Here is a 24034-nt window from a genome sequence, read left to right on the forward strand (position 1 = left end):
GTATTAGGCACGCCGCCAGCGTTCGTCCTGAGCCAGGATCAAACTCTCCATAATAGAAGAAATTGATTTGCTCAATTCTTGCTGACTTTGAATCCGAAGATTCTTGTTTTGTTTACTTCACCGACGGGGTCGGATCCGCAAACGTATTTGTTAACGTTTTGCTGTTCAGTTTTCAAGGTTCATATCGCCATCGTGTTATTCGCGACAACTTTTATATCATATCATCTTAACGCTTATCTTGTCAACAACTTTTTGAAGCTATTTTTTCAAGAAGTTTTTTACACTCTTGAAGCGACCTCTTCATCTTAACACTTTTCGTTAATCCGTGTCAACAACTTTTTTCAAGGTCTTTTTTCTCGTTCGCTGCATATCTCAAGCGCAACGTTTATTACTATATCACCTCCACATTTCAATTGCAACATTTATTTCAAATTAATTATACTGCAAAAAAAGAACCGTTAAATGAGCTGAAATGCTTCATTTAACGGTTCTATGTCTTTATTCTTTTGAACGCATTTGCGGGAACAGTAATACGTCTCGAATCGATTGTGCATTCGTTAATAGCATTACAAGACGATCCACACCAATTCCTAGTCCACCTGTTGGCGGCAATCCATATTCCAACGCCTCAATGAAGTCATCATCCATTTCATGCGCTTCATCATTTCCTTGTTCCTTTTCAACAAGCTGCGCTTCGAATCGCTGACGCTGGTCAATTGGATCGTTTAACTCTGTGAATGCATTTGCATGCTCACGACGTACAATGAACAATTCAAATCGATCCGTGAATCGCTCGTCCTCCGGATTCTTTTTCGCAAGCGGTGAAATTTCAACTGGATGGCCGTAGATGAACGTTGGTTGCACAAGTTGCTCTTCTACCTTCTGTTCGAAGAATTCATTTAAGACATGTCCGACTTCCATCATAGCTGTTACTTCAACACCATGCTCTTTCGCCAAAGCATGTGCCTCTTCTTTTGTCATTTCACTCCAGAAGTCCACACCTGTATATTCCTTAATCGCATCGACCATATGAAGTCGTTTCCAACCCGGAGCTAAATCGATGACGTCGTCACCGTATTGTACTTGTGTCGTTCCAAGTACGTCCTGTGCGATATGAGCAACGAGATTTTCCGTCAATGCCATAATATCTCTATAGTCTGCGTATGCTTGATACAGTTCGATCATTGTAAATTCAGGATTGTGACGTGTTGAAATCCCTTCGTTCCTAAATACACGCCCGATTTCATACACTTTCTCTAATCCCCCAACAATGAGGCGTTTTAAGTGAAGTTCGATCGCAATTCGCATATACAGCGTCATGTCTAGTGCATTATGGTGGGTAATGAAAGGACGAGCAGATGCACCACCAGCAATTGCATGAAGCATTGGTGTTTCTACTTCCAGGAATCCTTGGCCATCTAAGTAACGGCGCATGGACTGGATGATTCGGCTGCGCAGGATAAACGTTTCTTTACTTCCTTCCGTTGTGATCAAGTCTAAGTAACGTTGACGATATCGTTGTTCAATATCTTTCAATCCGTGGAATTTTTCAGGTAAAGGACGAAGCGCTTTTGTTAAGAATGTAAACTCCGTTGCTTTAATGGATAGTTCCCCGACCTTCGTTTTAAACACTGTTCCGGAAATGCCAATAATATCTCCAAGGTCGGCGTGCGTGAATAGATCGTATGCTTCTTCACCAATTGCATCTTGCCGAACATAAATTTGGATTTGTCCACCAAGGTCTTGAAGATGTGCAAATCCCGCTTTTCCCTTGCCGCGCTTCGTCATAATACGCCCCGCGATTTTCACCTCGTGCGATGTTTCCTCTAATTCCTCTTTAGAAAGACTTTCGTATTGTTCACGAATTTCATTCGATAAGTGTGTTCGTTCAAATCTTGAACCGAATGGATCTAATCCACCCTCCCGTATATCTTCCATCTTCTGGCGTCTTACCAGCAGCTGATCATTTAATTCATCCAAATGGGACAATTCTTTCACTCCTCGTTGTTTATGTAGAAGTCTACAATGTATCACATGCACCTATTGTACACAATTTGTATAGTTGAAACACGTTTTAATCATTATGTACAAAGAAAAAGCCGCCATCTTGTATGGCAGCCCCTGTCATTGTATCAACCAGCATTTACGTCCATAGCAACTTTTTCATGTTTCATCATTTCATCGGCGAAGCCGTTAAGAAGTGCCGTGAGTTCATCTGCCGTTTCCATTGAGTTAATGGCATTACGGACCTCGGCATTCCCGCGCACGCCTTTCATATACCAAGCGGCATGCTTTCGCATTTCACGAACTGCAACGTTCTCGCCTTTCAGCGCCATTAATCGGTGGAAATGCAGCAAGCAAACATCAATCTTTTCACGCACATTTGGCTCATCCATCAATTCACCAGTTTCCAAATACTGAACGGTGCGGTAAATCATCCACGGATCTCCTAGTGCAGCACGTCCGATCATTACGCCGTCAACACCCGTTTGCTCAAGCATATTTTTGGCGTCTTGCGGCGTCGCGACATCTCCGTTACCAATGACTGGTATGGAAACACTTTCCTTTACCTGTCGAATGATATCCCAATTCGCTTTGCCTTCATACATTTGTAAACGCGTGCGTCCATGAACGGCTACCGCTGCGCCGCCCGCACGTTCAATTGCCCGTGCATTTTCTACTGCGAAAATATGATCATCGTCCCAGCCGATGCGCATTTTAATACTTACTGGTTTTTTAACATTGTCAACGACCGCGGAAACCATTTCGTAAATTTTGTTCGGATCGAGCAGCCATTTGGCACCCGCCTCGCATTTGATGATTTTATTCACCGGACAGCCCATATTAATATCAATAATGTCAGCTGTCGTATGCTGATCGACATAACGAGCAGCTTCTACAAGCGTTTCTTTTTCTCCTCCAAAAATTTGAAGAGAAAGCGGATTCTCGCGTTCATCAATATAAAGCATACTCATCGTTCTATCATTTTTAAAGACGATACCTTTGTCGCTAATCATTTCTGCGTAGATGAGACCAGCACCGAATTCCTTCACCGTAAGACGGAAAGCAGAGTTACTGATACCAGCCATCGGCGCAAGCACTACGCGATTATCCATTGTAATATTACCAATTTTAAACGGTTTTTCTTTTCTATCGTTCATCCAAATTTCCTCCTTTCTCAATATTTCTTTCATGTATATAGACGGAGGCATTTATTTCTCCTTTCGAAGAAATGCCTGCACCCCTTCGATTGTTTTCCAAAGTCTGACGCTGCCATCCGCTTGATCGGCAACTTCATCCAACAACTGCCGCCCTGTTTTTGGGTGGATAAAATCAGACGCAACGTCAATAAGCGGCACGAGAACAAAAGCCCGCTCATACATTCTAGGATGCGGGATCGTTAAATTTTCCGCTTCAATATTGTCGTTATTATAGAGCAAAATGTCAAGATCTACTGTTCGCGGACCCCATCGAATAATTCGCTCACGCCCGAGTTCCTGCTCAATCTGCTGACACAGTTCCAGTAAAGCAAATGGATCCAGTTCCGTTTCGATCTTAACAACCAAGTTTAAAAAGTCTGCTTGGTCTGTATAGCCAACAGGGGCTGTTTCATAAATAGAAGAAATCACAGTGACAGTTGTTTTTTCGTTTTGATGAAGGGCTCTTACCGCCTCCGTTAAATGATCCAGTCGATCACCGATATTTGAACCGATCGATAGAAATGCGACATTCACACAAAACACCCCCTCGTGATGTCTACTGAAACAGATGCGTAATGACCTGGAATCGGTGGATCTGGCTTGATGAGCACGACTCGAACGCCAATCACTTTGTCCTCAAACGCCTGGAGAATCCTTTGCGCAATAGATTCTGCCAGTGTTTCAATAAGCTTTACCGGCTCTCCTTCTACAATCGATTGGCAGATTTGATAAACTTCCGCATAATTTACCGTAAACTGCAAATCATCGGTTTTTCCCGCTTCAGATAAATCCACCGCAAGGGATACAGTCACACGAAAACGTTGCCCAAGCTTTGTTTCTTCGGGTAGCACACCATGGTACCCATAAAACGCCATATCATTCACATGAATATAATCCAATTTCGATCCTCCTATTGCCCAAGCCCAGACTTTCCTGTGAGCACATCCATCATTCTTGCCATTCGAGCAATCGCCTTTACATCATGGACACGCATCATATGACAGCCATGTTCAATACCATAACAAACTGTCGCACCCGTTCCTTCCATCCTCTCTTCTACCGGCAGATCTAACACATTGCCGATAAAAGACTTGCGCGATGTGCCAAGCAGAACTGGATAGCCCATATCAGAAATTCGGCGCAAGCCTTGCATCGTTAAAAGATTTTGTGCTGTATTTCTTGCAAATCCGATGCCAGGGTCAAGCCAAATATTTTCTGTTAGAACACCCGCCGTCCTAGCAATTGCAATACTTCCCTCTAAGTCAGATACAACTTCATCCATGAAGATGCCCTCATATACTGCTTGCTCTCGGTTATGCATGAGGATAATTGGCACATCATGTGCCGCTGCTACGTTAGCAATGGCCGGGTCATATTTAGCTCCCCAAATATCGTTGATAATATGGGCACCCGCCTTTACAGCTGCTTCAGCAACTTTCGATTTATATGTATCGATGGAAATTACACACCCTAGTTCTTTCACCAACGCTTCAATAACTGGCGCTGTGCGGTCGATTTCCTCTTCATCCGAGATTTGGACATGGCCTGGTCGAGTCGACTCGCCGCCGACGTCGATAATTTTTGCGCCATCCCGCAACATTGTTTCGGCATGTTTGAGCGCTCCATCGATCGCATTGTATTTCCCACCATCAGAAAATGAATCCGGTGTCACATTTAAAATACCCATAATGATCGTTTCTTTTGTAAAATCCAGTTCAGTCCGACCAAACTGATACTTCTCTCGAGCATTAGTCAGCTCCATTTACTGGCCACCATCCTTTAACTCATGAATCTTTTCTACATACAGCCGATGTAGCTTTTGATAATAAACACCCGCAGCCCCTGGCAATGAAATATCCTCGATCGATTTCATCGGCACCAGTTCTTGAATCGCATTCGTCACAAACAACTCATCGGCATGTTCTACAGCTTCTTTTGTAAAATAACCTTCTTGACACTCGATACCCATCTCTTTGGCGAGCGTCAAAACGAGCGTACGCGTCGTTCCCGGTAAAATCCCCGTTCCAATCGTCGGTGTATAAAGCACGTCATCTTTCAACCAAAAAACATTCGATGTTACACCTTCCGCGACATGACCTTCAGCTGTTAGGAAGAGCCCTTCCCATTCTTTCAAAGAAGGCAACTCCAAACGGCCTCGTACATTATTTAAAAAGTTATGCGATTTATGGCGCACTGCACTTTCTGGACGATTGCGAAATGTCTTTAGCCAAACCGCTTTCTTTTCCGCGCCCCGAACAGTTGGCCCCAATTCTTTTCGAAATAAAATCACATTCGGTTCTGCGTAGACGGTCGGTGCTAATCCGATGTCATGAACGCCACCCGATACATTAAGTCGGAAATAGCCATCCGTACCGCCCGCGCGCTCATTCAGCGTACGAATAGCTTGAAAGAAGTCATCCGCCTCATAAGGCAATGAAATATTGAATTCCGATAAAGCGAATTTCAGACGCTCCAAATGTTTATCCAACAATAAAACATGCCCATCGTACGTCCGAAAAGTTTCAAAAAAACCAATACCATACAAAAAACCGTGATCGAATGGAGATATTGTTAAATGCTCTGCTTTTAGATACTCGCCATTCATCCAACACCACATGAAAATCGACTCACTTTCTGCTTTCTGCCATCGCTTTTGCTTGCCATAGGGCTTTTCCTTTATTTAACGATTCGATGTATTCCGCTTCTGGGATCGAATCCGCTACAAGGCCGGCCCCAGCCTGAATATGCGCAATTCCTTGGTTGATAAAAGCGGTGCGGATGACGATATTCCATTCCATGTCCCCATTAAAGCCAAGCCAACCGATGGATCCTGTATATAATCCGCGTCTCGTCGGCTCCAACTCTTCAATAATTTCCATCGTGCGTAGTTTCGGAGCACCTGTTATAGAGCCACCGGGAAAAACACCTTTCAATATCGCTGCATTAGAAAAGCCTGGAGCGGCTGTTCCCCGCACATTCGACACAAGATGCATGACGTGTGAATACTTTTCAATCACCATAAATTCATCCGTCTCGACTGTTTCAGACATGCAAACACGCTTAAAATCCTCTACTTCAATATCGACAAGCATCTTGTGCTCCGCTGTTTCTTTCTCGTCCGACAATAAATCCGATGCAAAAGCCGCGTCTTCCACTTCATTTTTACCCCTAGGCCGCGTTCCGCCGATTGGCCTTGTGCTTAATTCGCTTCCACGCTTCTTCAATAATAATTCGGGCGAACCCGACACGACCGTGAATTCTTTCGCACCGATTGATGCCATATAAGGTGATGGATTAAAAGAGCGAAGCGCTTCGTACATATCCAGCGGATCTGCATGAAGCTTTTTGGATTGCCGAATGGTCAAGTTTACTTGTTGCACTTCTTCATTTTCTATATAGTTTTGGACATCTTGGACCATTTGAACAAATTGCTCTTTTGTAACGGATACTTGCAAATCTTCCGCGTCTACAAGAACATCCACTGCATCCCCAGGAGAAAAACGTCTATTTTGCAATCCTTCGGCAGCCGCCGCCATCCACTCCGACGCAAAAGCATTTGGATCAAGTTCTCGCTCTGGAAGTGTCATAAAATACGTTTGTTCATTTTCAATGTCATGTACGGCCCATCGGTCAAATACATAAAAGAACAAATCAGGTGTATGCAGATCATCTTTCGCGAGACTGTTCAATTGCTCATATTGACGCATATAATCATAGCTTATAAATCCAACAAGACCGCCTTGAAAATCAGGCAATGCTGGATTGGTTGCAATCCCAAATGACTGCGCAAAATTTGTTAATAGCTCAAGGGGATCTCCTTCTTGCACTTCTTCTTTGCCATCACGCCATGTGAAACGCAATACATTTTCTTTTACATTTTCTAGCGTCACAAGAGGATCGATGCCCGCAATGCATAAGTTGCCGCCACGCCCACTTTCAAGTAATACGTGTTGTTCGCTTCCTACTGCCAATTGTTTGTATCCATAAAAAAATTGTTCTTTTGTCATGTTCATTGCCGTATAGACTGGCTGTTTTCCTTGCATCATCAATGTCCTCCCGATAATCATTCATGCATTCATCTTACCGCGAAAAAGCGTTCGAACGCTAGAATTAAACGCAAAAAAAGAAGGGATTATCAAAATCCCTTCTTTTACGTAAATGATTATTCGTCGAATTGATAAAGTGGCGTACTTAAGTAACGTTCGCCGTTAGACGGAAGAATTGCGACAACTTTTTTACCTTTTCCAAGTTCCTTCGCTACTTGCAATGCTGCAAATAATGCCGCACCAGACGATACGCCGCCTAAAATTCCTTCCTCCCGCGCCACACGTCTCGCTGTTTCATACGCTTCATCATTCGATACTCGAATAATTTCATCGTAAATAGCCGTGTCCAATACTTCGGGAACAAAACCAGCGCCGATTCCTTGAATTTTATGGGGGCCAGGGCTGCCGCCGGAAAGGACTGGTGAATCTGTCGGCTCAACCGCCACGATCTGTACAGCAGGGAAGCGTTCTTTTAATACTTGCCCCGCGCCCGTAATCGTTCCACCTGTTCCAATTCCAGAAATAAATGCATCTACGCGATCTAGCGCGTCTGCAATTTCAGGCCCTGTCGTCAAACGGTGAATTTCAGGGTTCGATTCATTGTTAAACTGTTGAGGCATAAACCAACCATTTTGTTCAGCTAGTTTTTCAGCTTTGCCGATCGCACCTTTCATGCCTTCTGCACCCGGCGTCAAGATCAATTCAGCACCATAAGCACGCAGCAGGTTACGACGTTCAGAACTCATCGTATCAGGCATAACTAAAACGGCTTGATAGCCTTTTGCCGCCGCAATCATTGCAAGGCCAATACCCGTATTGCCGCTCGTCGGCTCAATAATTGTACTGCCTTCTTTTAGATCTCCGGACTTTTCAGCCGCTTCAATCATCGCCAAGGCAATCCGATCTTTCACACTCGAGCCCGGGTTAAAATATTCCAGTTTCGCATACACTTCTGCGTCGTTTTCTCCCGTCAATCTGTTCAATTTTACAAGGGGTGTTCTTCCTACTAGATCCGCAATAGAATTTCCAACTACCGTCATCTATACCCACTCCCAATCCCTACTAATTTAATATGTTTTATTGTATTGATCATACATCCGTTTTGTGCCAACTGTCAAGCAAAAGAACCAATTATACCATAGCGTAATTATGTCTAAAAAGGGGTGCCAGGCATAGCCCCAATTCGCAAAAGGACGCGAATTGTGTCTGTGTCTGGCACCCCAAATAGTATCCAATACGTTATTTCCCATAAAACCATGTTGCATTAAATTCCTGCCAAAAAGCTTCTGGTGTGACCGATTGCGAAAGTTGTTCCAACGCAATTTCTCTTCTGACATGGTCTTTCACTTCTTGATAAGTAAAAGATTGTCCTTCGATCATATCATTCACTTGCACAATCGCATAAGTACCATTAGATAGCTTGACGGCATCGGTATGATCCCCTTTTTTAGTATTAGCAGCGGCTTGGAAAATTGCCGAATCTACAAATTTGGTCGCTTCATTTACATAACCGATATCGCCGCCTAAGCTAGCTGATGCAAAATCGACAGAACGCTCTTTCGCCAAGGCATCAAAGCTCGAGCCTTTTGCCAATTCTTCCATCGCTTGTTCAGCCTCTTTTTTTGTCGGTACGATGATCATAGAAATTCGATAGGCCGTCAACGTATTATACAAAGAAGCATTTTCTTTATAATAGTCTTTAACGGCCTTATCTTTAATGACGACATCTTTTGTTAATACTTTTTCAAGGATAAGGTTGGCACGAATGTTCTGGCGCATTTTTTCGGCGTCGATTCCAGAATAAGATTGTCCGTCCATCGATCGGATGAGCGCAAGCTCCAAGTCTATTTCCTTGTCGGAAACGTCTATACCATACTGCTTCGCGGCAGCTTCCATCACCTTATCGTTCACAAGATCTAAAAGGACTTCCCGCCCTACTTCTTTTTCCATCGCGGACATCCATTCTTCTCGTGTAATCGGAACACCCGCGACGGAAGCAACTTCTTCATTAGTTGCAGCAATCTTTGGCGGGTCAGGAATCAACCAGCCTATGAACCAAAGAAGGTTTGTCACAAGAAGAATTGCAATGAGTATAAGAAGCGGCTTTGTTTTTAACCTGCGCTTCGGAGGTTCTTGGGCCTCGGCTTTAGGAGCGCGACCGTATTTCATCGATAAAACCTTCCAATTCTTCCTTTGGATACACATACGTTTCTAGACAGAAATGACAATGTGCCTCAGCTTTACCATCTGTCTGAATCATATCCCGAACCTCTTCCTCACCTAGACCGATAATCGCATTGCCGAATCGTTCTTTTGAACAATTACATGTAAACGCAACGTCCATTTCTCCAAGTATTTCAACTTGATCATCACCTAGTACTTCTTGAATAATTTGTTCCGGCGTTAACCCTCTCTCGATCATCTTGGAAATCGGTTCAATGTTAGCAATTTGCTTTTCCAATTTGGTAATCGTTTCTTCTGTTGCGCCTGGCATTACTTGAAGAATGAAACCGCCCGCAGCTTTAACTGTATTATCTGGGTTTACTAAAACACCTAACCCGACAGCGGACGGCACCTGTTCAGAAACCGTAAAATACTCCGTAAAGTCCTCCGCAATTTCTCCAGAAACAATGGGTACTTGCCCTGTGAAAAATTCTTTCAATCCAAGGTCTTTTACGATCGTTAACATCCCATCCGTTCCAACCGCTCTTCTCACGTCTAATTTCCCGTGCTCATTTAAATCGAAATGAACGTGAGGATTCGAAGCATATCCACGCACTTCCCCGTGAGCATTGGCATCGATAACCATCGACCCAATCGGACCGCCGCCTTCAACTTTCACGGTCAATTTGTCATCACCCTTGACCATTGCCCCCATCATAACCGCAGCCGTCATGGCACGTCCTAATGCAGCTGTTGCAGTCGGCCACATACCGTGTCTGCGCTGCACCTCTGATACTGTATCCGTAGAACGAACCGCATAAACGCGAATCGTCCCTTCGTATGCTAATGCTTTTACTAAATAATCACTCATTGAAATTCTCCTTTTACATATTTCGTTCGTAAATTAAATGCAGGCCTTTCAGTGTTAGGAATTGATCAACAACATCAATGGCATTCGTTTCATTTGCAATTAACCTCGCAAGACCCCCTGTTGCAATGACAGTCGGTTCTTTCTTACTTTGTGCTTTCATGCGAGATACGATTCCTTCAACTTGCCCAACATATCCGTAAACAATTCCAGCTTGCATAGCGGACACTGTATTTTTCCCAACAATATGTTCAGGGCGTGTTAATTCAACACGCGGCAATTTAGAGGCCCGATCGAATAACGCTTCCATTGAAATCCCAATCCCCGGCGCAATGGCGCCGCCCATGTATTCTGCCTTTTCGTTGACATAACAATATGTTGTCGCAGTTCCAAAATCGACGATAATGAGCGGATTCCCATATTCATGAATTGCAGCGACCGCATTCACAATTCGATCCGCCCCTACTTCACGTGGATTTTCGTATTTTATGTTTAAACCTGTTTTAAGGCCTGGGCCGACAATTAGCGGCTTCTGTTGAAAATATTTTGCACACATTTGTTCTAACGGAAAAATAACAGTCGGAACAACGGATGAAATAATAATGCCAGTAATATCTTCAAACGCAATGCCTACATGTGTGAAAAATGCTTTCACTTGCATCGCATATTCATCTTCCGTCTTTTGTCTATACGTTTCCATACGCCAGTGATATTTTAATTGTCCCTCGTCATAGATACCAAGAACAATATTTGTATTTCCTGTATCTAACACTAAAAGCATAATCGTTACCTCACTAAGCTAATTTTAGAAACATCATACCATAGACTGCCTAATAGAAAACAGCTGACTGTTTAAATTTACAGTCAGCTGTTAATCTTTTACTCGTTACGATGTTCATCGAGCGATTTTGGCGGTGTATCTGTTTTCGTTTCCTTTGGTAAATCTGCAACCGAAGGATCTGCTGGAGCTCCCGTTGTATCAGGAATATCCGATTCTTCTTTTCCATTTCGCTCATATGGACGATCTGGCAACTTACCATGGTCTTTTAAGTGATTAATTTGTTCTGCATCAAGCGTTTCTACTTTCAATAAAGTCGAAGCGATCAGATCAAGTAAATCACGTTTTTCTGTAAGAATTTTTTTCGTACGTTCATACTGCTCTTTAATAATGCGCTGAATTTCTAAATCAATCTCGTAAGCAATTGATTCGGAGTAGTTTTGCTCCGAGTTAAAATCGCGCCCTAGAAAAACTTGCCCTTGCGACTGACCGAATTGCATTGGACCAAGCTTTTCACTCATTCCATACTCAGTTACCATCGAACGCGCAATGCCTGTCGCACGTTGGAAGTCGTTATGTGCCCCAGTGGAAACTTCACCAAGAACGATTTCTTCCGCAACGCGGCCACCAAGCAGCCCGGCAATTTTATCAAGAAGCTCTGGCTTCGTCATAAAGTAGCGGTCTTCTTTTGGTAACATTACTGCGTAACCACCTGCTTGCCCACGCGGTACAATCGTTACCTTGTGAACAATTTCCGCATCGTCCAACATTAAACCTACAACAACGTGACCAGCTTCGTGGTTGGCAACGATATTACGTTCTTTGTCCGAAATGACACGGCTCGTTTTAGCAGGACCTGCAATGACACGGTCTGTCGCTTCATCGATATCCGCCATGTCAATCTTCGCCTTGCTGCGTCTTGCCGCAACGAGTGCCGCTTCGTTTAACAAGTTTTCAAGGTCTGCCCCTGAGAATCCAGGCGTACGCTGTGCCAATGCCTTTAGGTTAACGGATTCGTCAAGCGGCTTATTACGCGCATGCACTTTTAGAACAGCTTCTCTTCCTTTGACATCCGGACGACCTACTGTAATTTGACGGTCAAAACGTCCCGGACGCAGAAGTGCCGGGTCAAGAATATCCGGACGGTTTGTTGCAGCTACAATAATGATTCCCTCATTTTCACCGAAACCATCCATTTCAACGAGAAGTTGGTTCAACGTTTGCTCACGCTCGTCATGTCCGCCGCCAAGTCCCGCTCCACGCTGACGACCAACTGCGTCGATCTCATCAATGAAGATAATACAAGGTGCGTTCTTCTTCGCATTTTCGAATAAGTCTCGAACACGCGATGCCCCCACTCCAACAAACATTTCAACGAAGTCAGAACCAGAAATTGAGAAGAAAGGAACACCCGCTTCTCCAGCAACCGCACGTGCTAATAAAGTTTTCCCCGTACCTGGAGGACCGACTAGCAAAATCCCTTTCGGAATACGCGCACCTACTTCTGCAAACTTACGTGAATCTTTCAGGAAATCAACAACTTCTACAAGCTCTGCTTTTTCCTCATCCGCTCCCGCGACATCATTAAAGCGGACTTTCTTTTTATCGTCTGTATGAAGTTTCGCCTTACTTTTACCGAAGTTCATCACACGGCCGCCACCGCCGCCTTGTGCTTGGTTTAGTAGGAAGAAAAACAGGATGAAAATAATGATAAAAGGAACGAGTCCCGTGAAGAATGATACCCACGCACTTGTTTCAGGTGCTGGCAAAATATCGATCTCCGTATTTGTTGTCTTCGCAATGGAACGGATGTCATTCATCAACGTCTCATCGTTCATCGGAACATTTGTTATAAACGTCTCGCCTTTTTCCGCACCTTCCATTGTCCCTCTTACTTCAAATACGAGATTCACGGGTTGGAAAGTTGCATTTTTAACTTTACCGCCTTCTAGTGCAGTGATAAATTCGTCATACCGAATTGGTTCCATCTTCGGATTTGTATTGTTGAGTGAACTAAAAATCCCCATTATTGCTAGGAAAATCAGTCCATATAATAGAAAATATCGAAATATACGGTTCATCCCAAGCCTCCTCACTCGTTAAACAGAAAACTATTGTAAATCTTATCATATGTAGGACCGAACCTACAAAGAAAAAGCCTTATTGGAAAAAGCCTTCCAGTACTTATCCGGAAAGCCTTCAAAAAGAGTAGATTTCCTTTTTCAACACACCAATATAAGGCAGATTTCTATACTTTTCTGCGTAATCAAGTCCGTATCCGACGACAAATGCGTCCGGGACAATGAAACCAACGTAATCTGCTTCTAAATCCACTTTTCGTCCTGTCGGCTTATCGAGAAGTGTGACAATTTTAACTGAGTTTGCTTTACGGTATTTCAAAAGTTCCACAAGGTAACTTAATGTTTTCCCACTGTCAATGATGTCCTCGACAATGAGAACGTCGCGTCCTTCAACACTTGTATTTAAGTCCTTGACGATTTTAACCTCTCCGGATGAAACTGTTGCGTTTCCATAGCTTGAAACATCCATAAAATCGAGCTCGACGTATGCGTCTAGACGTTTTAACAAATCGCTCATAAAAGGCATTGCACCTTTTAATACGCCGATCGCCAGCGGAAACTTCTCTTGATATTCTTTTGTTAAAATTTCGCCGAGCGCATGTACTTTCTCCTGTAACTGCTCTTCCGTAATTAGTACCTCTTCAATATCCTTTGCTAACATTGAAAGCCCTCCTCTTTTCTAGTTGTTTTAGTATTCAATGCAACTAACTAATTCCCATCTTTTTCACTATAAATATGTACTTTTCCCTCTTAGTTCGGTTGCGAGAAAATGACATACCATACCGTACACTCGGTACTGCGCAAACTTCCCCTTCCGCAGTTAAGATCACCGGCAAATGATCACGCTCAATCGCGCCGATCTTTTCATCAATGAACAAACGTGACAAGCGTTTGGACTGTGACATACCAGAGAGCAGTATACGGTCTCCATTTTTTCTATGTCTGACAGTTAAAGGCAGCGCGTTGTCCGGCATATTGAAATACATACTTTCATCCGCCCCTTCTAACCATTCCATTCCATTAGGATCATCTACCTCTGTCCAGAAAAGCCACATTTCCCCCCACCGGATGGGAACACCTTTTGGAATTCCCTGTTGTTCATATAGCGGTTTTTCTGATGACTTTGTGAACGTTAACTTATCGTATTCTCGGATTAATTTGTAACCTTGCGGCAAATCGATGGATACATTTCCTTGTTGGTTGGATAGATGATGAAGAAGTTGTTCAATTAGGGCAGCAGTCGTTTCAATTGGTTCATTTTGATCTGTATAAAGATAATTTAATAGTAGTGTAATCAGCCGCCTTTGTAAAGCAGGGTGCATAGATGCAATCTCATTATTATAAAGGGTTGGGAAGCCCTCATTCGTAAATTGCACAATTCGTTCAAATTGCTCTTTTGCAAACCTTTCCAACAACTCAAGATCTTCTTGCAGACGCCCTGCATTTTCAACCAATTTTTCTGCTGCCGCATCATTTTCGGTTAAAATAACCGGTAGTATGTGATGACGAAAACGATTGCGCATATACACATCACTTTGATTGCTTGGGTCTTCTCGGTACTGTAATTGATGTGTTTCTGCATACGCATATAGATCTGCTTTTTTACAAGGTAGAAATGGGCGGATGAGTAGACCACCGTCAACCATTCGTTTTATCGGCATCCCAATTGGCATCCGCCCTTTTGTCACTTGCATGAGTACCGTTTCTAGCTGGTCTTCCGCATGATGGCCTGTTACTAGCGTTGTAAAGTTATTTTTTTTCATTACTTCGGAAAAATATGTGTATCTTTCAGCTCGGCACACTGCCTGTACATTACCGCCGCGCTGTTCGATCAATTCAGGAACGGGTATACGCCCTGCAAAAAACGGTATTTTCAATTGTTCACATAACGCCTGCACAAGTATCCCGTCTAAGGCTGATTCCTCCCCCCTTAACATATGGTCAACGTGAACAGCAGCCACTTCAATACTTCGGTCTTTTTGGTGACTGGCCAAAAAATGCAGCAACGCAACAGAGTCAACACCACCCGAACAAGCAATGAGCAGACGATCTCCCCGTTTGAGTAATGCCCATTTATCGATAAACTGGTCAATCGTCGCTGTAAAATGTCTCATTGCCAAATCCCCTTTTCCCATTTTCCATCTATCCTATCATCTTTTCCCGGGAAATATCTTGCGAACGTGGAGAAAAACTAGACCATTCAGGTAATACATGATCGACTTTCATCACAAGGACTGTTCGATCATCGACATTTGCATGGAACCTGCGCTCCATTTCTGACATCGCACGTTCTGCAATTTCTTCACAATTACTATCCGCATACTTGTCCAGTACGTTAAACAATGCACTTTCCTGTTTTTCTAACATCAAGTCCCCGTTAAACATACCATCTGTCAACATGACAATGATATCACCGGATTTTAACTCCTCATTTTTTGCCTCAATTGAAAATGACGGTAAAAAGCCAACTGGTACGGACTTGCTATCCATTCTTAAAAATTCTTGCCCCCTTTTAATATACGTACTCATTGAGCCCGCTTTCCAAGACCACAGCCGACCATCCTGCAAGTCAACCAGTGCAAGATCAACCGTAGCATACATATCATCTAAGCCGTTTAAAGACATCATATAGTTCAGTGTATGCATGGCAGTTTCCGGATCCATCTTTCGATCCAGGCATTCACGCATAAGCCGAATCACTTTTCTGCTTTCGTGGTATGCATTTAAATCTTGTCCCATTCCATCGGATAATAAAACCGCTTTCAATCCGTCATGCAAAGAAAAGACTTCATAGGCATCGCCTGTCGCAAAAGTACCGTTTCCAGAAGTAGAGACAATTCCATAGTCAAATGAAAAGCGAACAGCCGATTCAAAAGTTAGCTGAATATGTGAGAATGGGTCCTCTTTTCTTTTCGATTTGGCTACTTGGAAAGGTTCATTGTACATTTCTTCAAAAATTGGCAAGATCATTCGCTCCGCCATCGTTGTGTCCGTTTCAAAATCCGAACGCTTTTCAGGCAGGCAGCAAACGATCCTACGCGCACCTCGCTCTCCAGACAAAATATCAATTTGGAAGTACTCGATATTTTTTTCCTCAAATCGTTTTGTAATTTCCTCCTCTGCCGGCCGATATACCGATAAATCTTCCTTCACCTCATTCATAATTTTGTCAAGATGTGTACTCATGTCTCTTAACTGTAAAGCGAGCATTTTCCGTCCATGTTGCAGCTGGCCTTTTAAAATACGGCCGGCTACATGTTCTTCCAACTCTTCAATCATCCCCTTAAAGCGAATGCATTTGTATTTTATTCTTTGCTCTACACGATGGCGGGTTGCTTTCCTTGTTGTAGAATAATTATTTTCCCACTCAAATAAAAGCCGCGACATATCTTTATCATCACTTTCCCAGCATTTTGAAAAACGGTAGCAAGATTCACAAATAGATGGAATTTCCCGTGTCATTGCGGCCGCTTCTTCCTTTTGTGTTGAAAATCGATCATTCACTAAGGTAGACATAAATTCTGCAAACTGCTGAAAATCAGCTAATTGTTCGTCTAGGCGTTCAGCAAGCCATTTTTGACGGTGCTCTGTAACCTCAGACCTCTCCGGGAAAAAAACTTGCCGAATAGGCTCCATTTTCTTTGCTGGAATGAGAAGAAAAAGAAATGTCGCAGTACCAATCGTGACAAAATGCCCCAGATCCATTGGGAGTGTTAAATCGTATAACAAGAAAAAACAGGAGACTGAAATTCCCCCAACAGCTATTCCAAGCTTTCCAAAGCGGCGTAGTGCACCTGCAAAAAAGCCAGTCATTCCATAAACGGCCATCATTCCTGTGAAAGAAAGTTCAGCTACGCCCGTTATCACCGCAATAATCATGGCAACAGTAGTAGCAAATGGCAGCCCGCCAGCTAAGGCTGCAAGTAAAATCGTTAAATGGATCAGTGCACCTGAAACAGATAAATAGCCTAGCATAATGCCGCCCATTCCCGTTGTCACCATCACACCGACGATACAGGCAGCGCCTAGTCGTTCGGGTGTCCATTGACCAAAGAAAAGCTTTTCTGTCGACGGAAATGCAAGAAAAAGAAAGAATGTCATAAACAAAGCAAGCACTGCTTCAAAACCAATGTAAAATTGAACGTTCATAGGAGGTTGCCCAGCATACATTATAAATTGCCACAATACTTGTACCACGATCATACATCCCGCAACTGTTAAAGGAACGGACTTTCGAAACAGTGGATGTTTCATTACCATATTAAACAAAACAAATTGCAGAAGATGAATGATTGCTTGTCCAAACCCAAGCAAGGCACTGCCTGCCATTCCACCTACAAATACCCAAATCCGATGCTTTCGAAAGCGCATATGCGCTAAAGCCCAAACAGGTAGAAAAAATGGCACCGCCGCGTCAAATAGAACAGATTGGGACAAGAAAAAAGAACCTAATAAAAAGAGAACTGCAAGTAAAATGTTCATTCTCTTCTTATTGATCATGTCGATATAGAGTCGTAACGTTTGGCGAGCTGATGGACGTTCTACGTTTCCGATCAGTTTCATTTCACATTCCCCCTATGTCCGCTTTCTATTGAGTATACATAGGTCATTCAAAAGATTTTGTCTGTTCGTGGTAAGGAGTGAACAAAATATTTCGACTATTTCCGAACTTATTTCTTTTTTCCTTCAACAGGTTGACACCGTTCACATTTGCATGTAATATAAACTTTGTTGTTCTGAGCGCACATTTTTGTGGGACAAATTAAACGAGGCGGCGTAGCTCAGCTGGCTAGAGCGTCCGGTTCATACCCGTAAGGTCGGGGGTTCGACTCCCTCCGCCGCCATAACCAAAAGTGCAGGAAGCCTGCTCAAAAGCGATAGGCATAAGACGAAGACACGACGTGGCGCTTTTTGCCACATAGCGGCTTTGACTTATGACCCGAGCTTCTGGCACCCAGAGCTAGACGTAACAAACAAAAAAACCTGATGATTGGCATTTTTGCCGACCATCAGGTTTTTTTAGCGAATAGATACGATAATGCTATGACAAAACGGCGACCGAAAAAGATCGCCGTTTCTCTATAATCGTACATTTTTTCTAGCATTGAAACAGTTTAGCAAGTTACCCTCTTCTAGCGCCACGTCCGCCGCGCTTCGATTCTGTTGCTCTTTTCAACGTAGAGAGACGCTCTTCGCTGTCTTTCATAAACTTTGCCATCTTTTGTTCAAAATTTTCTGGTCGATCGTTCTGATTCGAGCGACCGCCTACACGTGAACGCTGTGGACGTTGTGGGCGCTGCGGACGTTCTGACTCAGGCTTTGCTTTACGGATCGATAATCCAATTTTGCCGTCTGTTCCGACGTTCATCACTTTTACTTCTACCATGTCGCCCACTTTTAAATGATCGTTGATGTCCTTTACATAGTTGTCTGCGACTTCGCTAATATGCACCAAGCCCGTCGAACCATTGGGTAGCTCAACAAATGCCCCAAAATTTGTGATCCCCGTAACTTTCCCCTGTAACTTGCTGCCTACTTCAATTGACATAAAAAAAATGCTCCTCCTTAATATTTAAGCGGGTTTCCTACTAATTGGGAAACCTTGCAACTGTTTTCACGAGTCCTGTAAACACAAGATTCTTATTCTAATTATAGCCAACAAAAAAAGAGTGTCAATATGACTACTCTTTTCCGTCGCTTTTTTTGTCCTTTTCCTTCTTAAATTCCGGAATTGAAAAAATAATCTCGTGTTGATTTGACAAAAAATATTCCTTCCGCGCGAGTTTGGCAATATAATCATCATCGTCTAATTTAATTAGCTGTCTTTTTAACTGCTTTTGCTGTTCTTGCACTTGCTCTAGTTCAGCAAGCATTTCAATTTTTTGTGCCTCTTTGGCGGCGATGTCTTTTTTTTGTGAGATATACGTCTGTATGAGACCACCAAAAGTTATGATCAGGATGACTGTGTAAATAATGAGTTTTTTGCGAAGGCGTTTCTTTTGTGTTTGCCTCCAATTTTCTTTCTTTTGCATAGAGCGGACATAGTCGGTTTCAATCGATGCAACGGATACCGATTTTCTTTGTTGCTTCTTTTCCATGCCTAGCACATCCTCTCCCAAACTATCAAACTATATTATAGATCATTTTTCTTCTTCTTAAAAGTATTTTTGATCTTACTACCGAATAGTTTGATGAATGGTCTAAGGAGGAAGTACAAAATTTTCAATACGATGCGGATCATTTGTCGAATAACAGCAAAAATGCTGAATAGAATCCAAAGTAAAGGTTTGATTAAAATTAGATTTATTGTCCTTCCGATAAAACGAAACGGGCGATAAAAAAGATTAATGTATAGCAGCATGCCACATATTTGTGCAAACGGATCGTACATGCGCCATGCCCCGTCCCGAACGAGATAGAGGACATAGAACGTGGCGCATCCAACAACAACCCATCCAATGGTTTCAATTGAAATCGCATATCTTCGAATAATTGACTTTTTACCCGAATAAGCAATTCCGGTTCCAATCATATCCATCATTGCTCCGGCTACAACGCCTGTCCCAATCATTGCGAGTAGACTCAGAAACTGGACAGAGAGGCTCATCCAAATAATTTATGGAGGAAATTGCGGGAACCCGAATCTTCTTCATCGTAATGGAGGGCATTAACCTCCCCTTCCAATGTGAGAAGCCCTTTATCGACATCTAGATGAACGATGCGCAGTTCCTCTCCTCGTATTTGCAATAATCCTTGAGAAGTTCGAACCATAAACTCTTCTTGGTCGAACCGATCGATTGATTTTACCGACGTAAGATCCATTCTCTTTCGATTTCGCATTGTGACTACATGATCACCTGATGGAATTGTATACGTAGGACTGTCCGTTTGAAATTGCATATGCTTCCTCCTTTGCTTGTACGTTCAAAACATCTTATGCCAGTCAAATAAAAAACATGACAGGGGAGCCCTGCCATGTTACGTAAAAGCGAGTGTGGTCATCTATTAATCATCAATAAACTCCGGTTCGACTTTTTCAAGTTTCTCTTCTTTTATAATCGTATACATCGACGCAGCATCTTCTTTCTTCGTCGAATCTTTCAACAGTTCAATTTTTGCCGTAACGATCTTTTGGCCGAAGCGGATTATCAACTCATCACCCTCTTTAATGACCGAAGATGCTTTTGCTATTTTTCCATTGATCTGTATCCGGCCTTGATCCGCAACTTGCTTGGCAAGTGTGCGTCTTTTGATCAGACGGGATACTTTTAAAAATTTATCGAGTCTCATTCTCTTTCCCTTCCTTTCGCTTGCTGCCAAAATGCTTCGAGTTCGTCAAGCGTATAATCTTGGAATGAACCGCGTCCCTCTTTTACACTTCTCTCCACAAATCCGAAGCGACGTTTGAATTTCTGATTTGCATGAATCATGGCTTCCTCCGGCGACAGTTTCAAAAAGCGCGCAACATTAACAATTGTAAACAAAACATCTCCCAATTCATTGAGCTGGGCTTCCTTTGATCCACTTTCCACTTCTTCTTGAAACTCTTTCCATTCTTCTTGCAACTTTTCAAATGCACCTTCAATTGACGGCCAGTCAAATCCGACTTTTGCCGCCTCTTTTTGAAAATTAAACGATGTAAGCAAAGATGAGGTGTGTCGTTCTTGTCCCTTTAAAAGTGATGCTAGTTGTTGTTTTTCCGATTGCTTAATCGCTTGCCAATTTTGTAGCACTTCATTTGCATTTTCAACACTTTGATCACCAAAAACATGGGGATGGCGACGAACCATTTTATCACTAACCGATTCCAATACATCTTCCATTGTGAAATAACCATTGTCTTCGCCTATTTGAGCATGCAGGAATACTTGTAGCAACACATCTCCTAGTTCTTCAATGATTCCTTCATCATCCTCGTCGTCGATCGCTTCAAGTAATTCATGTGCTTCTTCAATTAAATACCGCTTCAATGATTCATGTGTTTGTTCGCGATCCCAAGGGCATCCTTCATCGGAACGTAATATTGCGATGATCTCCCTAAACGTTGACCAATCTTTGAATCGCTGTTCTCTGTCGACCGTCGGTGGAACGTACACAGTCGTCAAATTATTTACTTCAGTTGCCCGATCCAACTCAAATAACGGTACCGTTGTCAGCTTTTCATCTGCCGATCCAGCCGCGGTCACAACCGTTACCGGATAATCATACGCATATTTTTCCATCAATGTTAACTTTACATCAGAGGCGATGAAGGCATCGTACACTTGCCCAATAAGAATATGCTCCGTCATTTGCAATTCATCTCGTTTTAAATCTGTTCCGTCAAGCAGCTGGAACCCTTCAATCGGATCGATCCGCAACGCATTAAATATAGGATCCAAGAAACTGTTCCCCCCGACGATGTCGAGTTTAACCGCTCCTTCCCGCTCTTTTTCAATCAATTTTTGAACGGTCATTTCTGCCACGAGCGGATGCCCCGGCACCACATAAGTGATCGGCTTCTTTTGACTCATTTTTACGAGTTCATCCACAATTTCTGCGTAAACATCTTGAAAAGCATCGTGTTTTTCGTAAATATAATCGAAACCGGACATTTCAATTCCTTCAGCCCGCAACTCTGCCACGACTGGATGCTGATCCGTCCTTGCGACGATTTTAGGAGCGTCTTTTAATTTTCGATAAACCCCAATCGACAACTGGTCTAAGCTGCCGGCCCCTAGACCAATAATTGTAATTACATGCACATTAGTCACCTTTTCTTCTTGTGAAGTTTTAACTGAACAATTGCCAGCCTTTTGCCGAATGGAAGTAAATACCATTCCCTTTCAGCTAATACACGAAGTTTCATTGTCATAAATAAAAAAGTAATTGCCCCAATAGCAATTGATGTCATAGCTATCAACATAGCCCCAACTCGACTAGGGAAATTATCGAATATAAATCCGTCTGCCAACAACTGCCATGACAGAACAACAACAGACATTAGTGCAGTTGCCACGAGCACACTTCTGTAAAAGTGACGCGAAGCCAGTTGAAGCGCCCAAATTTTTTTAAAGTAGAAAATAATCCCAAGAGCGATGACAACAAACCCAAAATTTCCTGCAATCGCAGCTCCTGTTATCGAAAAATGGGGGACCAACAAATAATTTGCGATGACCTTACAGCTCATTCCTGCTAAAAATAACAGGATAGGAACTTTTACTTTCCCAGCTCCTTGTAAAATTGCCGTCAAAGGGAGCAATAAAGAACACCAAAAAATTTGCATAACGAAAATCATCAAAGCTTCTGAGCCATCTTTCGTTTCAAACAGCATTTCATTCGCCGCTGGTAAAATAAGCATGAGCCCAATCGTCGCAGCCCAGCCAAATAAAAGAGCGGTGCGAAACGTTAACCGTATGTATGGTTCTGCCCCGCGTCCTTGCTTTTTCGAAGCCTGGTGTGAAATAAGAGGTACAATGGCTAATGCTAGGGTAGATGCGACGAGAATACCCATTTGAACGAGTGGTTGCCCCCGGTCATATATGCCCTTTAATACCATTGCATCATTTGAACTATAACCAGATGCTAGAAGAAGCTTATATACTGTGAATGAGTCAATTAGCTGAAACAAAAGCAAAATTAAAGCGCTGGCACTTACACTTACACTAATGACAGCCAAATCTTTGACGACTGCCCAACGATTAACTTTTCCCTGTTCCCCTTTGAACCTGTTTCTAAAATAAAGAACGAGAATGATGACACCTGCCGCTTGTCCGACAACTGTTCCCCAAATCGCAACTTCCCCTGTTTTATAAAGAGATGCACTAGACCGAACTGCCAACCAAGTTCCACATAAAATCACAATAACCCGAAACGCTTGCTCACCAACATTTGATACGGCTACCGGGACCATTCTTCCTTCAGATTGAAATACACCTTTTAATGTGCCAAGTGCTGGCATCATGAGGATAATGGCCGCACACACTCTGATCAAAGGAGCAAGTTCCGGATCCCCCATAGCATTTGCCAAAAACTGTGCAAAGACCAATAAAAAAATAAAAACAGCTAATGATACGAATGTAAGGACATAAAAAGCAATGGCCATTTTAGCATTCGCCTCATCACGATTACTGCTACTTGCCATTACCTTTGAAACAGCCGCTGAAAATCCATAAGAAGTCCAAACGACAAAAATACCGATAATCGGATAAACTTGCTGATAAATATAAAACCCTTTGTCCCCGACGAGATTTTGAAAAGGAACCCGATAAACGGCACTAAGAATCTTCACAACAATTGCCGATATCGTTAAAATTGAAGCGCCTTTCATGAACGTCTTCATATTCCACTGTTGTGTCATACAGGGGGTCCCCTCTTTCCAACAAAAACACTTTGGCTTTCGCTGTGCCGAAGCGCAGCGACTAGGGCAATTATAGCATGATTACCTAAAGACGACATTTTCCTAGCAATTGGGCCACTCTTAGTAAATTATATATGACTTTAAGTTTATATTTGATAAATAAAGGGTAGGAAAGATATACAGCTAGACTATTGGAGGGAGGACTATGAAGCGTATGAGAATTATTTCAAAAACACGCATCTTGTTGGCACAAATCAAAATGAAACGAAATAAAATGTATGTGATGGCTGACCGCCTTGGATTTACACATCCACAAGTAATAGCCTGTAGCCAAGAGTTGGATCATTTGCTAAATCAATACGATAAGATCAAGGCACTTGACCAAGTATACAAATTTCATGGTCAATCGGTCTCTAATTTTTAAAACAATGTTAATTAAATAAAAGGTTTTCTATTCCTCCTTTCTTCCATACTTTAAGAGTGGAATAGTGTTCAATACTAAGTAAAATTACCTTCACTCCAAATAATAGCCCGCAATCACAATGATTGCGGGCTTTTG

23 protein-coding genes and 1 tRNA gene are annotated in these 24034 nt (G+C 42.7%); 2 read left to right on the forward strand and 22 right to left on the reverse strand.

What is annotated here, in order from left to right:
- Positions 1-498: 498 nt before the first annotated feature.
- The 15 genes from lysS to AU377_RS03600 all read right to left on the reverse strand — a co-directional run bounded on the left by lysS (position 499) and on the right by AU377_RS03600 (position 17699).
- A complete protein-coding gene (gene lysS / locus AU377_RS03530; protein ID WP_172794015.1) occupies positions 499-1998 on the reverse strand; it encodes a lysine--tRNA ligase in 1500 nt (499 codons plus the stop codon).
- Positions 1999-2132: 134 nt separating this feature from the next.
- Complete coding sequence (dusB, locus tag AU377_RS03535; protein ID WP_067404310.1) at positions 2133-3161, reverse strand: tRNA dihydrouridine synthase DusB; 1029 nt, start codon at positions 3159-3161, stop codon at positions 2133-2135.
- A 51-nt stretch (positions 3162-3212) separates the two neighbouring features.
- A complete protein-coding gene (gene folK, locus AU377_RS03540) occupies positions 3213-3734 on the reverse strand; it encodes a 2-amino-4-hydroxy-6-hydroxymethyldihydropteridine diphosphokinase (RefSeq protein WP_067404312.1) in 522 nt (173 codons plus the stop codon).
- Complete coding sequence (gene folB, locus AU377_RS03545) at positions 3731-4099, reverse strand: dihydroneopterin aldolase (RefSeq protein WP_067404315.1); 369 nt, start codon at positions 4097-4099, stop codon at positions 3731-3733. Before folB ends, folK begins: the two co-directional genes overlap by 4 nt.
- 11 nt (positions 4100-4110) lie before the next feature.
- Positions 4111-4962: a dihydropteroate synthase gene (gene folP / locus AU377_RS03550; RefSeq protein WP_067404318.1), complete on the reverse strand. Its 852-nt coding sequence runs from the start codon at positions 4960-4962 to the stop codon at positions 4111-4113.
- Positions 4963-5805, reverse strand: a complete 843-nt coding sequence (gene pabC, locus AU377_RS03555) for an aminodeoxychorismate lyase (RefSeq protein ID WP_253724372.1) — start codon at positions 5803-5805, stop codon at positions 4963-4965.
- A 22-nt stretch (positions 5806-5827) separates the two neighbouring features.
- Positions 5828-7246 (reverse strand): anthranilate synthase component I family protein, encoded by a 1419-nt coding sequence (locus AU377_RS03560; RefSeq protein ID WP_368664419.1) that lies wholly within the window; start codon positions 7244-7246, stop codon positions 5828-5830.
- A 116-nt stretch (positions 7247-7362) separates the two neighbouring features.
- The gene (gene cysK, locus AU377_RS03565; RefSeq protein WP_067404324.1) at positions 7363-8286 is read right to left on the reverse strand and encodes a cysteine synthase A; all 924 of its coding nucleotides are present in this window, start codon (positions 8284-8286) and stop codon (positions 7363-7365) included.
- A 199-nt stretch (positions 8287-8485) separates the two neighbouring features.
- Positions 8486-9415 carry a peptidyl-prolyl cis-trans isomerase gene (locus AU377_RS03570; protein ID WP_067404328.1) on the reverse strand — a complete coding sequence of 310 codons (930 nt, stop codon included), beginning with the start codon at positions 9413-9415 and terminating at the stop codon, positions 8486-8488.
- Positions 9393-10280, reverse strand: a complete 888-nt coding sequence (gene hslO / locus AU377_RS03575) for an Hsp33 family molecular chaperone HslO (protein ID WP_067404331.1) — start codon at positions 10278-10280, stop codon at positions 9393-9395. The genes AU377_RS03570 and hslO overlap by 23 nt, the downstream gene beginning before the upstream one ends.
- Before the next feature lie 13 nt (positions 10281-10293).
- On the reverse strand, positions 10294-11058 hold the full coding sequence (locus AU377_RS03580) for a type III pantothenate kinase (RefSeq protein ID WP_172794016.1): 765 nt from the start codon (positions 11056-11058) through the stop codon (positions 10294-10296).
- Between the two features lie 98 nt (positions 11059-11156).
- Positions 11157-13136, reverse strand: a complete 1980-nt coding sequence (gene ftsH, locus AU377_RS03585; RefSeq protein WP_067404337.1) for an ATP-dependent zinc metalloprotease FtsH — start codon at positions 13134-13136, stop codon at positions 11157-11159.
- A gap of 118 nt (positions 13137-13254) precedes the next feature.
- Positions 13255-13797 carry a hypoxanthine phosphoribosyltransferase gene (hpt, locus tag AU377_RS03590; protein ID WP_067404340.1) on the reverse strand — a complete coding sequence of 181 codons (543 nt, stop codon included), beginning with the start codon at positions 13795-13797 and terminating at the stop codon, positions 13255-13257.
- A 43-nt stretch (positions 13798-13840) separates the two neighbouring features.
- Positions 13841-15250, reverse strand: coding sequence for a tRNA lysidine(34) synthetase TilS (gene tilS / locus AU377_RS03595; RefSeq protein ID WP_172794017.1), 1410 nt, complete (start codon positions 15248-15250; stop codon positions 13841-13843).
- Between the two features lie 28 nt (positions 15251-15278).
- Complete coding sequence (locus AU377_RS03600) at positions 15279-17699, reverse strand: SpoIIE family protein phosphatase (protein WP_067404345.1); 2421 nt, start codon at positions 17697-17699, stop codon at positions 15279-15281.
- 207 nt (positions 17700-17906) lie between these two features.
- Between AU377_RS03600 and AU377_RS03605 the strand changes: the two genes are divergently transcribed.
- Positions 17907-17980 (forward strand) — tRNA-Met (locus AU377_RS03605).
- Between the two features lie 278 nt (positions 17981-18258).
- On the opposite strand, the gene AU377_RS03610 is transcribed toward AU377_RS03605, so the two are convergent.
- The 7 genes from AU377_RS03610 to AU377_RS03640 all read right to left on the reverse strand — a co-directional run bounded on the left by AU377_RS03610 (position 18259) and on the right by AU377_RS03640 (position 23475).
- Positions 18259-18684, reverse strand: a complete 426-nt coding sequence (locus AU377_RS03610; RefSeq protein ID WP_067404348.1) for a S1 domain-containing RNA-binding protein — start codon at positions 18682-18684, stop codon at positions 18259-18261.
- Positions 18685-18817: 133 nt separating this feature from the next.
- The gene (locus AU377_RS03615; protein WP_067404352.1) at positions 18818-19234 is read right to left on the reverse strand and encodes a septum formation initiator family protein; all 417 of its coding nucleotides are present in this window, start codon (positions 19232-19234) and stop codon (positions 18818-18820) included.
- A gap of 35 nt (positions 19235-19269) precedes the next feature.
- On the reverse strand, positions 19270-19743 hold the full coding sequence (gene yabQ / locus AU377_RS03620; RefSeq protein ID WP_156450370.1) for a spore cortex biosynthesis protein YabQ: 474 nt from the start codon (positions 19741-19743) through the stop codon (positions 19270-19272).
- The gene (gene yabP / locus AU377_RS03625; protein WP_067404358.1) at positions 19740-20036 is read right to left on the reverse strand and encodes a sporulation protein YabP; all 297 of its coding nucleotides are present in this window, start codon (positions 20034-20036) and stop codon (positions 19740-19742) included. The genes yabQ and yabP overlap by 4 nt, the downstream gene beginning before the upstream one ends.
- Positions 20037-20141: 105 nt before the next feature.
- Positions 20142-20426, reverse strand: a complete 285-nt coding sequence (locus AU377_RS03630) for an RNA-binding S4 domain-containing protein (protein WP_067404360.1) — start codon at positions 20424-20426, stop codon at positions 20142-20144.
- Positions 20423-21880 (reverse strand): nucleoside triphosphate pyrophosphohydrolase, encoded by a 1458-nt coding sequence (gene mazG / locus AU377_RS03635; protein WP_067404364.1) that lies wholly within the window; start codon positions 21878-21880, stop codon positions 20423-20425. The genes AU377_RS03630 and mazG overlap by 4 nt, the downstream gene beginning before the upstream one ends.
- 5 nt (positions 21881-21885) lie before the next feature.
- Entirely contained in the window at positions 21886-23475 is a 1590-nt protein-coding gene (locus AU377_RS03640) for a polysaccharide biosynthesis protein (protein ID WP_067404366.1), read from the reverse strand.
- 205 nt (positions 23476-23680) lie between these two features.
- Here AU377_RS03640 and AU377_RS03645 point away from each other — a divergent pair, with 205 nt between their 5' ends.
- Positions 23681-23899: a Spo0E family sporulation regulatory protein-aspartic acid phosphatase gene (locus tag AU377_RS03645; RefSeq protein WP_368664420.1), complete on the forward strand. Its 219-nt coding sequence runs from the start codon at positions 23681-23683 to the stop codon at positions 23897-23899.
- Positions 23900-24034: the final 135 nt, after the last annotated feature.

It is taken from the genome of Sporosarcina sp. HYO08, assembly GCF_001563475.1.
In the GTDB taxonomy this organism is placed as follows: Bacteria; Bacillota; Bacilli; order Bacillales_A; family Planococcaceae; genus Sporosarcina.